Origin of the sequence: Aquimarina sp. AD10, from assembly GCF_003443715.1 — a bacterium.
In the GTDB taxonomy this organism is placed as follows: Bacteria; Bacteroidota; Bacteroidia; order Flavobacteriales; family Flavobacteriaceae; genus Aquimarina; species Aquimarina aggregata.
This window is the reverse complement of the sequence record NZ_CP031965.1, coordinates 2,887,945-2,899,887: the sequence shown is the minus strand read 5'-3', so window position 1 is coordinate 2,899,887 and position 11,943 is coordinate 2,887,945. Positions and strand designations below refer to the sequence as shown.

Sequence of the window (11,943 nt, the reverse complement as noted above, 5' to 3'; positions counted from 1 at the left end):
ACTGTAATAGAGTTGTATTTTTTTCTCAGTAACTGATTAAGTCGTAGTTCTTATAAATCAAAGTGTTCGTTAACGATGTTGTACAAAAATTCTTTGTTCAACATTTTTTGACTATCCCCCTTTATAAAATGGTAATTCTTAAGTTTTTCTTTGTCATTAGGTTGTAAATTGGATCCAATCATTAGGATCACAATCGAGTTTTTAATGTTCAATTTTTTATAATTATCTAAGAATTCCCATCCATTCATAATGGGCATATTAATATCTAAAAAGATGATTTCAGGAGTACTTAATGTACTTTTTGTTTCATCAAAAAAAGTAAGAGCTTCAGCACCATTTAGAGCAACACTAATATTTTGTGTTAGATCACATTTTTTGATTACTGTTTCATTAAAGAAATTAGTTGCTGGACTATCATCGACCAATAAAATATGTTTTAAGGGGTTCTTCATTTTTTCTAGGGGTTAACTTATTTGTTAAATAGATGTAATTGTTATAAATGCAATAACTAAAAATGTTATCGATGTATCGCATTACTACTAGCCGCTGGTAATGTTTTGATAAATTCTTTAATTTTTTTTAGATCAACGATCATAATTCCGTAAAATAGTTTCATATTTTTTTGTTTAAAAGGTTAAATAAATTTTTTATTGAATTGTTAGTATGTAGAATTTTAGATAATCATCATAAAGCTACATGTTTACTGCTGTTAGTTAGTATCTCAGAAAAATAATTGTAGTTGTTTAAGACTTCTTTATTCACATATTTACTTAAAGGGTAATTAAAATGTTTATATGCCGATGTAAATTCGTAAATACGATAATTCAGAAGTTTAGCTTCTACCAGATCTTTTTTCCAGTTCTTAAATTGAGTTTTAGTCATATTGCCTTTTTGAGCAATTTCTTTATGAGCTATGAGTTTCATTGTCAATTTTTTACATTCTGTGATCATGGACTCATATTCTTTTAAAGAATATTCTATAGTGTTTGTTTGATTTACCGTATTGTTATTTTTGATTTTATTGGTATATACGACTTGTTCTAGATAGGGTGTATGATTAACTTTTTTTAAAAAATCATGTGCTACTAAGTAATATTTTTTGCTTTTACTATGGATAATAAGAGTCGTAGTTTCCTGAAATACTATATGATTTTTCGGTATATTAAATTTTTTAATAATGCTATCTTGAATTAGTTCATTTTTAAAAAACGGACCATAATCATTACTAATAACTTGATAGTTTCCTATTTTTTCAAAAACACCTGATAAGTTGTTATTGTTTGCTCTATCGCCTAAAAGAAAACTTTTTTCATTTTCGATTCTATCTTTTAATAAAGCAATTGTTTTGTTCTTTTTTATCATTTTTGCTTTATTTCTTAACATATTGATTCTTTGATCAATTGTTTTGTGGTAAGGCTTTGGTTTAGGATTATTTTTGGTAATTGATAGCACCTCATTTTTTAAATAATTATTAAAATGAAGTGGGTTATTCTTTATTATATCTAAACCATTTTTTTTGTCCGGTGCAGTATTATCGTCGGCATATACGAAAATATCTATATTGTAATTATCTGCAATTTTTTGAGCTTTAATCAGCTCCTCTTTTCTAATATCTATAGGAGCATTTGAATTCTCGAAAATTTTAATATAAGCACTAATTAGATTTGTTTTTTTGTGCTTGATGAGTGCTTTTTCATATGCATTACGTATGGTTATACTTTCTTCTTTTAGATTTAAAATCTTTTTTTGCAATGAGTTATATACATTATTCTTATTCATAGATTTTTCAATAAAAACATTTGTCAAATCTTTTTTATGTACCTCATATAGTACGGGGGTATATTCGAACTCACTTAAAACTTCATCGGGATATGTTAAGTTTAAAGTATATAGTTTTGATTGGCAGTATGTCCCAGAGATACACAAGAAAAACAAGATGAATAGTGTGGTTTTTTTCATGTTTGATAGCTTAAATATTTTCTTAATTGTTTTTAGTTTTTTTTATTCTAGCTGTTTTAAAGAACTAGAGATTTTATGTATATCTTACATTATTAAATAGCATAGAATATCATAATATTATAATTATGTGTTTACCATTTATTCAATAATTTAATTAATAAGTGTTTGTTGTAAAAAACACTATTTATACATTTTGTAACCATTAATAGTGGTTAGTAATTTGTTATAGTCAAATGTAATTGCACACAACGAGCATCAAAAACTTTTTAAATACAAAAAAAGTACTGTTTTACCATAAAAAATTGACTCTCAGGAATGTGTGTTTAAAACACTTATTGTTGTAAGGCATTGATTTTAAGAATATTGACTTTTATTTTTTAGGAAATATTTGAAATTTAATATTTAAAATTTATGGCTTAAAATGTGAAAAATTAACATTTTAACCGTGTTTTTAATCGAAAAAGAGTGTATTTCATCGAATTGACTTTAAAAAGAACATCAAATAACCAGCTTAAGGCTAATTATTTTAAATGAAATGATGTGTTAAAATTTGATTTTTAGGACTTTACCTTTATTTTTTTATGATTAGACTCAAATAAATCATGGTAAAGCTTTTAAATTATAATAGAGAAAAAATGAAAATTAGTTTAAGAGATAATCTACAATTAACTAGGTTTAGATATTTTAGATGAACCTAAAATGATTTCAATTTGTAGCTTAATGTTTAGACATATGGTATAGTCATAACTGGGTTTGAAAATAAATTCAATTCTAACCTATAGAAAAGATTTTAAAAAAGAACAATCAGTGTCGTCTTTTCAAGTAGATTTAAACAAAGGGGTGGTATAAATCAAAAAGAGTTTGTAAATAAAGATGTTGAGGTTGTAGAGCGCAATACAACCCCAACGATTTATGTTTTATAATACAAGTACACTATTGTCGGCAGATGCAAAATCGTTCCATTGATAACCGTCAGCTTCAGCTTCGTTTGTCCATTCACCATCTACAACATATTTGAATTCAAACTGATTATCTTTAGGAAGGTTAATGGTTCCCTTAAAATTTCCGTTTTTGAGTTTTTTGAGAACTGTAGCTTTAGTGTCCCATTCATTAAACTCTCCAGCGACACTTACATTATCAGCTTCTTTGGCAGGAACAATAAAAGTGACTTTACAAATTGGTTTAGACTTTAAGTATTGTTTGGTAATCATAATTCTATTTTAAGATTAAATATTGGTTAATAATTAGATGTTAAGTTACTATAAAACTTCAAACCTGAAAAGTTTGAACTTTCAGATTTTCAGTAATTTAATTAACATTTAACATAAAGATATTGACGATAACGATGTAGTTAAGGGATAAAAAACCTTATAGCATTCATTGTATGACCTTAGAGTACTTTTTAAAGAAAGTCAAAAACCTCTATTTTGAGATAATCAGAGCCATATTAGTTTAGTAGATAGTAACTTAGTCCTTTTAAAAGTAGTTGTAAAGATTAAGTTTTGTGATGAAGTTTTTTAAGATAGACGCCCTTTGGTTAGAATTAGAATATAAAATAAAGGTGTTTAATTGATTTGATTTTAGAGATTTTTTAATAGCACTTCAAGATCTTCAATAGTATTGTAAAAATGCAAACTTATTCGAACCCCTGTTCCTCTCAAAGAAGTAACAATGTTGCGCTCATTTAGATGGTTAAACACTTTTTCGTTTGTATTTAGGTTAAAAATAGAACTGTGCTTTTCTCTTTGCAAAACAGAACGCTCTAAAAGATTTAACTTAGCAAATTCTTCTTTGGCAAAACTGGTTAATTCCTGGATTGTATGTTCAATCGTCTTTATCCCAACTTTAGATAAAAAATCTAACGAATTTTTTAAGCTTCCAAAGTTATAAGTATCCAAATGACCACATTCAAATCTAGCCTGTAGATTAGTGTATGATGGGTCGTAGTCAACTTCTAGAGCAGTTTTTTTGTAGGATACTGGTGTTAAGTGATCTAATACAGAATCTTTAAATAACATAAAACCATTACCGTAACCTCCCAATAGCCATTTATAGCCACTACATCCAAGAATGTCTATTTGTGAGTCTTTAAAATTGAAATTCTTAGTTCCACAAAATTGTGTTGCATCTGCAACAAATAGAATATCAGGGTATTTGGTTTTGAGTGCTGTTACGAATTCGAGATCTATAGCGATACCATTTATATATTGTACAAGGCTAAATGCAAAAATATCGGGTTTGTTTTTCTGTATTGCTTTTTCAATATTTTGTTCTAGACTAGCATCTACTTTTGCAAAACAAACTTCAAAACCTTTGCTTTGTACCGAAAAGTTGATTGAAGGGTAATCTTCATCTAATAAAAGTACTTTTTTATCTTTTTCAAGTCCATTTAAGAGCGTATTAAAGGCAAGCGAAAAGTTGGGAGTTAATATGGTATTGTTAGCAGAGGCATCAAAAAAATTAGCAATAGTTGTGCGAACACTATTTAAAAATTCTTGTTGCGAATTCCTAAAAATACTCCCACCAATAAGAAAGTCTAAATCATGTTCTTGTCTTTTATCTAATAATGAATCATAAAGTAATCCAGAAGAAGCAGTGTTGAGATATGTATATTGTGATAATACAGGAAATTCTTTTCTTAAATTCTTCATAAGTAATTTTAGGGCTTTTTGTTAAAAACTATATCTTTACTAGCCGATACTAAGTTAGCATTAATATGTTTTCAAGAAGAAAAGAAATTCCACAAATTGATCCGCAACAACGTGAGCTCTATGAGCACGCACGAAAAAGAATATTACAAAAGAAAAGATTGTTTCAGCATTTTGTTGTTTTTGTAATAGGAGCGGTTTTTATGGCTGTATTAAATTTAGTTTTTGGTTTTGGTAAGACTGTTACTTTTTTTGGTACTGATTGGTTTGTAATAGGTATTATATGTTGGGCGTTTCTATTTATTTTACACTTTTGCAATGTATGGTTGTTTAGCAAGTTTATGGGACAAGAATGGACAGATCGTCAAATGGAGCGCCTAGTCGCTAAACAAAAAGAAGAAATTGCATTGATTCAAAAAGATATAGAGTTGATGTATCCCAAAGAAGAACTGATCAAAAAGAAAGAAGAATTCATTAAAGGAAAAACATCCGATATTGTTGAAGAATTAAAAGGACCCAAACCTATGATTACAATGATTGCAGCTGCAGGAGAAAATAATGCTCTAGGAAAGGATAATGATCTTGTATGGCATTTACCTGACGACTTTAAGCGATTTAAACAGATTACAACTGGCCATCCTATAATTATGGGGCGTAAAACATTTGAATCTTTTCCTAAACTTTTACCCAATAGATTACATATTATAATTACTCGTAATAAAGACTTTCAAGCAGAAGGAGCAGTAGTTGTAAATAGTCTAACAGATGCTCTTGAAGCGGCAAAAAATGATCCACAACCTTTTATTATAGGCGGAGGAGAAATTTATCGTTTAGGGATGGAAGTTTCTGATTGTATAGAACTTACACGAGTTCATGGCGAATTTGAAGCCGATGCATTTTTTCCGGAAATAGATACTGCACATTGGGAGTTGGTTAAAGAAGAATTTCATGATAAAGATGAAAGACATCAATTCCCATTTACATATTTGACTTACAAAAGAAAATAGTGTTATCTCCAAAACACATAAACCATTTTGAAACATTACTTTCTGAAAAAATTAAAGAATCGTACCTCTTGTCTGGAGGAGATATTAATTCTGTGTATGCGTTAATAACAAAAAATCAAAAAGTTGTTATTAAGCTGAATAGTAATTCTAAATTTCCAGGATTGTTTGAGGCAGAGGCTGCTGGACTGCAAAAACTACGGGATTGTAATTGCTTTGTAATACCTGATGTGTTACAAGTAGGAACTTTGGGTGATGATGCATTTTTAATGATGCCATATATCGCTAAAGGAGAAAAAACAACTAACTTTTCAGAAGAGTTTGGAAAACGATTAGCCCAACTACATAGAGAATCTAAACCGTATTTTGGATTTGAAGAGGATAATTATATAGGAAGTCTTTCTCAAAAAAATACTAAGTGTAAATCAGCCTTTGATTTTTATATTGTAAGTAGATTAGAACCACAGTTTAATATTGCGATACAAAAAGGATTTGCCTTTTTAGGTTTGGATATGTTTTATAAGAATATAGAAAATGAAATTCCTTCTGAAAAATCGAGTTTGGTACACGGGGATTTGTGGAATGGAAATTATATAATAAATGAAGAAGGACTACCATGTCTTATTGATCCAGCTGTTGCTTATGCATCAAGAGAAATGGATATTGCAATGATGCATCTTTTTGGTGGATTTGATAACCGTATATTTGAAGTATATCATGATACTTATCCTTTGATAGAAAATTGGAAAATACGACAACCCATTTGGCAATTGTATTACCTATTGGTACATCTCAATTTATTTGGTGTTTCGTATTATCAACAGGTAAAAACAATTGTAAAAATGTATTCATAGTATCCTTAACAATGTACTTTGAAACTTTATAACTTAGAATCCTTACTTTTGTGAAAATTTTAAACAAACAGCACATGAATGCATATGTTTTTCCTGGTCAAGGAGCTCAATTTTCAGGAATGGGTTTAGATTTATATGAAAACTCAGCTATAGCCAAAGAACTTTTTGAAAAAGCCAATGAAATATTAGGTTTTGAGATCACCAAAATTATGTTTGAAGGCACTGCAGAAGAGCTAAAACAAACTAAAGTAACACAACCTGCTATTTTTTTACACTCAGTAATACTTAGTAAAGTACTTGGAGAAGATTTTAAACCAAATATGGTTGCAGGACATTCTCTTGGTGAATTTTCGGCATTAGTAGCAAATGGTACTTTAGATTTTGAAGACGCATTGCGATTGGTGTACAAAAGAGCATTAGCTATGCAAAAAGCTTGCGAATTAAAACCATCTACAATGGCAGCAGTCTTGGGGTTAGAAGATGAAGTTGTAGAGAACGTATGTGCAGGAATTGATGGAGTAGTAGTAGCGGCTAATTATAATTGTCCAGGTCAATTGGTAATATCAGGAGAGGTCGATGCTATTGAAAAAGCATGCGAAGTTATGAAAGAAAAAGGAGCAAGAAGAGCTTTGGTTTTACCAGTAGGAGGTGCTTTTCATTCCCCATTAATGGAACCGGCAAGAGAAGAACTGGCAGCTGCAATAGAAGCAACTACCTTTAACACACCAAACTGCCCTGTATACCAAAATGTAACTACTACAGCTGTTACGAATCCTTCAGAAATTAAAAAGAATTTGATAGCTCAGCTTACAGCTCCTGTTAAGTGGACTCAAAGTATAAAGAATATGATTAATGATGGAGCGACGTCATTTACAGAGGTTGGTCCTGGTAAAGTGTTATCTGGACTTGTTAAAAAAGTAGATCGATCTATGGAAACAATTTCAGCAGCAATATAATAGAACAAGATTGTAAAAATTAACCCCTAACGGTGCATCACCTTTAGGGGCTTTTTTATGCTGTATTTCATAAATAAATTGATTTGATAATAATTTAAAATAGTAATAAAACTAATGTGATCATTGAAACTATACTGCCTAACAAGCAAATATTAGCCAGTACTATATAGTTTAATTTAATTTTTGTGTTCATAATAAAAGTTTTAAAAGTGATGTGTAATTGTTTTCCCTATTATGCTCCTTTTTATCTGTGTATTGCATAACTACAAGCCTTAGGAAGCTCTGATAATATGCTAATAATGTTTTTGAAGTTAAATCTGAATTTTGTTTTAAATAAGTTCATAGTAGTTTTTTTATAGTTATTAGTTTTAAGTTTGATACCAGCTATTTAATAATGTATTAATAATCGATGAAACAAAACTACAAGAGATTCTTCTGAAAAAATATTTCATCCTATTGTATTGATGAAAAACTTCTTCTTATTTTATGTCTTAATATTTGGTTTTTATACTTTTAGAAGTATAAGGTACTATTACATATTAAATCAATTTATTCGCAGATACTTAAAAGAAGTAGCATTTTAATGAAAAACGCATTAAAATATTAAAGCAATAGAAGATGTTTATATTATTATTCTGTATTCTCTGTAATAAAGAAACAATATTGTTAAATATAAAAAGAGGATAATAAAAACTAGTATTTATTTTATGTCAATAAATATACCACCTGATAATGCTGGATTAGCATAAACAATACGACCATCTATCGTAGAAGTGTATGAAAAAGATAGACCTATTTTTTTAGTGATGTAATAGGCAATTTCTCCACCAAGACTTGTATATTCTATATTATTTGCAAAAATACTACCTTGCGAACTTTGGGCAGAACGGTCACCATTTTGTAAAGATTGTACAGTGCTTAGTCTTCCTATTAGCCATATTTTATTTTTCCAAAAAGAAATACCTACTTCTCCTCCAAAATGCAATTCATCAGAAAAGTTTTGTGTTCGATTATTAAACCCTAAAAAAGTTTTTATATAAAGAGGAATTTCTTTTAAAATAATTGGTATTCCCAAATCTAATTGTAATAATTGATTAAATTCACCATCTCCAGTTTGAAAGCTGCCATCAGATCCTCCTGTATCTTCGCCGATAGGGAGACCTAGTTTTAATGAAGCAGATAAGGCAAGTTTATTATGTTGTACTATGCTATATCGAAGCCCAATATCACTATCACCTATACTGTTTAGATCTTCGCCTTCAAGTATGACTTCTCCAGTAGTACCTGATACTTGGTCATTTTGGTATGTTCTAGAAAAAAAAGGAACATATGCAATAATATCCAGTTTATTTGTGATGCCATATTCACCATAAAAACTCAAATTGAAAAGGCCTCGGGTAGCATTTGGATCAATATTTCCAGTATCAGTATAGTGTTGATCAGCAACTAATGACCAAGCTGATAATTTGTAATACCCCTTCTTTTTCCCTTTAACCCATTGTGCATTTACAGTATGAAAAACAGAAAATAATAGGCAAACAAAAACTAAATATTTTAGTTTCATATTTTTTTATTGTAGTTGGTTTTTAATTAATTTCTCCTTCTCCTACTTTTACATTAAAAGGCTTGCAAAAATATAATACATGGCTATATTGATTAAGTTGTACTTCATCTGCACTAATATCATAAGAATGTGAACCATTAAAAACTTGGACAGGCCCGATTTCAAAAGCACCATTAGTAGTATTCGGGTTGTTGGTTAGATATATGTATAACCCAGGTAGTGAAGTTGAAGCGTTATAATTATCAGAAATAGATAGTCGTATTAAGTTTTGATCGGAAATGGCCTCAAGCACAAAATCACCTGTTAAAACATAACTACTTGTAGTAACTATTTTACCAGAACGTGAAGGGTTGTCTATAATAGTTTCATTTGTAATTTGAAGTGTACTTTGAATAATTTCATTTTCGACATTACCTATAGTAGTTACACTTATAATAGCAGTTCCTTCCTTTAAAGCTGTGGCTAAGCCTGTAGAAGTATTTATATCCACAATATTGGTATCAGAACTAGACCAAATAAAATCTACATTTTCTTCTTGTCCAATATTGTTAAGATATGTAGCTTCGAATTTATGTGTTTCTCCCATGGCTAAAGAAGTTAAAGGATTATCAATCCTTAGTACTACGTCGACACGATCTTCTACAATGTCTTCTCCAACGCATGAAATAAAAGATACAAGAATAATTTGAAGAATATATATATATGTAGGTTTCATAAATTCTAGTTTTGTATCAAAATGTTTAATCAATTACCGTAATTCCAATTTTTTTTGAGCCCTAATTCGGATAATTAGATAATTCTCTTACTCGAAAAGGAGTCGTAAAATACTTTTAATACTTACAAAAAAAATGTCATGTTTTTATTAATTTGTTTAAAAACAAACCTACGTTATTTTTAAATTATCTTTTATAAACTGATCAATATAGGTAGCTATTTCTTCACCTTTTTCTTCTTGTAAAAAATGTCCAGCATCTTTAATTATGATCTTTTGTTGCTCATTGGCGGTGGGAATCAACTTATAAAAGAATTTTTGAAGACCACCCAATACTTTGTCATTATCTGAAAACATAACTAGAGCAGGTTTATCCCATTTTGAAAGAACATCTCTTGCTTTTTGTATTGGTTTTACAGCAGGATCATTAGGTGTAGCGGGAACCAACAAAGGAAAAGCTACTGCACCACCCTTATGTTTACGATTGGGGAATGGTGCTTCATATGCTTTAATAACTTCAGCAGGGATCTTTTGATAAGAGGCTTGGCGTATGATAGTACCAATCGATAGGGAAGGGTGGTATTTAGCATACATTCTCCAAAGTTTAAAAAAGAAAGACATTTTTTTTCCGACAGGTAGAAAAGTATTTAGTACTACTACTCTTTTAAATCGTTCAGGGTACTTTGCTAATAAACAGAGTCCAAGAATACCTCCCCAATCTTGAACTACCAAAGTAATATCGTTTATATCTAATTTGTGAATTAAATTTTCTAAAGACCTAAAATGTAAGTCAAAACTGTAATTTTTGCGCCCAACAATTTTATCAGACTTACCAAAACCAATAAGATCTGGAGCAATAAATCGATAATCTTTTAAAATAGGGATGAACTTTCTGTATAAATATGACCATGTGGGTTCTCCATGTAATGCTAAAATTGTTTCACCTTTTCCTTCATCTATATAATGCATTTTGAGAGTATCGAAATCAACAAAATTCTCTGCATAAGGAAAATCTGTAATTGATTTGAAACGAGTAAAATCTGGCTTTAAGATTTGCATAATTGTAAAGGATTAATAATTGGACTGTATATTTGGTCGTATTAGTTGTAATTTCCTGAAAATTATCCTTCGAGAAAATCTTTTGTATTTTCTTTTGTTTTGGTGTCTAAGAGTTGCAATAGTGTCGGCATTCGGTATGCACCATGCATTGATTTTATCATCATATATGCTGTTTGTAGTTCGATTCCAATAGCAGAAATATATAATGGTTTTTTACTTTCGCCTCGCAAGAGTTCTAAAACATTATTTTTATTGGCATGAAAACCAGATTTAGCAACACCTATAATGGGGATTTTTTTGTCAAGAGCCTCAAATAAATGACCGCCAAGTCCAAATTTTCCTGAATCATCAAGTATCACAAAACTATCTACAATGATATAGGTTACTTCGTTTAGATCAACTTGTTTTAAAATACTAAGAATACAGGGTAATTCTCTCTTGTAAAAAGCTCCGGGTTCATATGCCGAAACACCTTCTATAATTTCAGAATAAATATGTATGGGTTGATTATTAGAAATATCAGTAAAGCACACACAAACGGTTTTTGCTTTATTTTTATAATAATATGTGTCTAGGGCTAGAATCATGATTAATAACAATTTATGATATCAAGTTGTGGATTTTGGCATATTGTAATAACATAATTGTTTTGGCATCTTTTATCTCACCAGAATACATCATTGACATTGCTTTTTCGAAATCTAGTTCAAGCACTTCTATATTTTCTTGCTCTTCTTGAATGCCGCCACCGTCACTAACTTTCATGTCACTAGTATATTCAGCTATAAAAAAATACAATACTTCTGTTACAGAACCTGGAGACATATAAGATTCAAATACTTTTTGCACTTTATCTATTTTATATCCAGTTTCTTCTTCAGTTTCTTTTCTAATACAATCTTCCGGATTGTCTTGATCCAATAATCCAGCACATGCTTCGATCATCATACCATTAGTATTACCATTAATATATGTGGGTAATCTAAACTGACTGGTTAGGATTATTTTCTTGATACTGGTATTGTATAATAAAATTACTGCACCATTTCCTCGATCATAGGCTTCTCTTTGATGTGTTTCCCATTGTCCTTGTTTGTTTAGATATTCGTAAGTTACTTTATGAAGTGTATACCAATTATCAGATAAAATTTCTTTTTTGGTAATTTTTATGTTTTGATTCGACATGA

12 protein-coding genes are annotated in these 11,943 nt (G+C 29.8%); 3 read left to right on the top strand and 9 right to left on the bottom strand.

The window, feature by feature from the left end; translation table 11 throughout:
- Positions 1-50: 50 nt before the first annotated feature.
- From D1816_RS12060 to D1816_RS12045, 4 genes are all read right to left on the bottom strand, one after another.
- On the bottom strand, positions 51-452 hold the full coding sequence (locus D1816_RS12060; RefSeq protein WP_066316955.1) for a response regulator: 402 nt from the start codon (positions 450-452) through the stop codon (positions 51-53).
- 232 nt (positions 453-684) lie between these two features.
- A complete protein-coding gene (locus D1816_RS12055; protein ID WP_118503147.1) occupies positions 685-1,959 on the bottom strand; it encodes a hypothetical protein in 1,275 nt (424 codons plus the stop codon).
- A gap of 917 nt (positions 1,960-2,876) precedes the next feature.
- Positions 2,877-3,173, bottom strand: a complete 297-nt coding sequence (locus tag D1816_RS12050; protein WP_066316950.1) for an isoamylase early set domain-containing protein — start codon at positions 3,171-3,173, stop codon at positions 2,877-2,879.
- Positions 3,174-3,539: 366 nt separating this feature from the next.
- Positions 3,540-4,610 carry an aminotransferase class V-fold PLP-dependent enzyme gene (locus D1816_RS12045; RefSeq protein ID WP_118503145.1) on the bottom strand — a complete coding sequence of 357 codons (1,071 nt, stop codon included), beginning with the start codon at positions 4,608-4,610 and terminating at the stop codon, positions 3,540-3,542.
- A gap of 65 nt (positions 4,611-4,675) precedes the next feature.
- Here D1816_RS12045 and D1816_RS12040 point away from each other — a divergent pair, with 65 nt between their 5' ends.
- The 3 genes from D1816_RS12040 to fabD all read left to right on the top strand — a co-directional run bounded on the left by D1816_RS12040 (position 4,676) and on the right by fabD (position 7,421).
- Positions 4,676-5,614: a dihydrofolate reductase gene (locus D1816_RS12040; protein ID WP_082832518.1), complete on the top strand. Its 939-nt coding sequence runs from the start codon at positions 4,676-4,678 to the stop codon at positions 5,612-5,614.
- Positions 5,614-6,465, top strand: a complete 852-nt coding sequence (locus D1816_RS12035; protein WP_158597797.1) for a fructosamine kinase family protein — start codon at positions 5,614-5,616, stop codon at positions 6,463-6,465. Before D1816_RS12040 ends, D1816_RS12035 begins: the two co-directional genes overlap by 1 nt.
- Positions 6,466-6,539: 74 nt before the next feature.
- Entirely contained in the window at positions 6,540-7,421 is an 882-nt protein-coding gene (gene fabD / locus D1816_RS12030) for an ACP S-malonyltransferase (RefSeq protein WP_066316945.1), read from the top strand.
- Between the two features lie 700 nt (positions 7,422-8,121).
- Here the strand turns inward: fabD and D1816_RS12025 are convergent.
- From D1816_RS12025 to nudK, 5 genes are all read right to left on the bottom strand, one after another.
- Positions 8,122-8,985, bottom strand: coding sequence for a hypothetical protein (locus D1816_RS12025; protein ID WP_118503140.1), 864 nt, complete (start codon positions 8,983-8,985; stop codon positions 8,122-8,124).
- Between the two features lie 22 nt (positions 8,986-9,007).
- Positions 9,008-9,700: an Ig-like domain-containing protein gene (locus D1816_RS12020; protein ID WP_118503138.1), complete on the bottom strand. Its 693-nt coding sequence runs from the start codon at positions 9,698-9,700 to the stop codon at positions 9,008-9,010.
- 168 nt (positions 9,701-9,868) lie between these two features.
- A complete protein-coding gene (locus tag D1816_RS12015) occupies positions 9,869-10,756 on the bottom strand; it encodes a haloalkane dehalogenase (RefSeq protein WP_118503136.1) in 888 nt (295 codons plus the stop codon).
- 62 nt (positions 10,757-10,818) lie between these two features.
- On the bottom strand, positions 10,819-11,343 hold the full coding sequence (locus D1816_RS12010; protein WP_066316939.1) for an endonuclease V: 525 nt from the start codon (positions 11,341-11,343) through the stop codon (positions 10,819-10,821).
- Positions 11,344-11,356: 13 nt separating this feature from the next.
- Entirely contained in the window at positions 11,357-11,941 is a 585-nt protein-coding gene (nudK, locus tag D1816_RS12005) for a GDP-mannose pyrophosphatase NudK (protein WP_118503134.1), read from the bottom strand.
- Positions 11,942-11,943: the final 2 nt, after the last annotated feature.

Excerpts from the sequence above, each read along its gene's own strand:
- nudK (WP_118503134.1), bottom strand. The coding sequence starts at position 11,941 with ATGTCGAATCAAAACATAAAAATTACCAAAAAAGAAATTTTATCTGAT.
- D1816_RS12010 (WP_066316939.1), bottom strand. The coding sequence starts at position 11,343 with ATGATTCTAGCCCTAGACACATATTATTATAAAAATAAAGCAAAAACC.
- D1816_RS12045 (WP_118503145.1), bottom strand. The coding sequence starts at position 4,610 with ATGAAGAATTTAAGAAAAGAATTTCCTGTATTATCACAATATACATAT.
- fabD (WP_066316945.1), top strand. The coding sequence starts at position 6,540 with ATGAATGCATATGTTTTTCCTGGTCAAGGAGCTCAATTTTCAGGAATG.
- D1816_RS12060 (WP_066316955.1), bottom strand. The coding sequence starts at position 452 with ATGAAGAACCCCTTAAAACATATTTTATTGGTCGATGATAGTCCAGCA.
- D1816_RS12055 (WP_118503147.1), bottom strand. The coding sequence starts at position 1,959 with ATGAAAAAAACCACACTATTCATCTTGTTTTTCTTGTGTATCTCTGGG.
- D1816_RS12020 (WP_118503138.1), bottom strand. The coding sequence starts at position 9,700 with ATGAAACCTACATATATATATATTCTTCAAATTATTCTTGTATCTTTT.
- D1816_RS12015 (WP_118503136.1), bottom strand. The coding sequence starts at position 10,756 with ATGCAAATCTTAAAGCCAGATTTTACTCGTTTCAAATCAATTACAGAT.
- D1816_RS12025 (WP_118503140.1), bottom strand. The coding sequence starts at position 8,985 with ATGAAACTAAAATATTTAGTTTTTGTTTGCCTATTATTTTCTGTTTTT.
- D1816_RS12040 (WP_082832518.1), top strand. The coding sequence starts at position 4,676 with ATGTTTTCAAGAAGAAAAGAAATTCCACAAATTGATCCGCAACAACGT.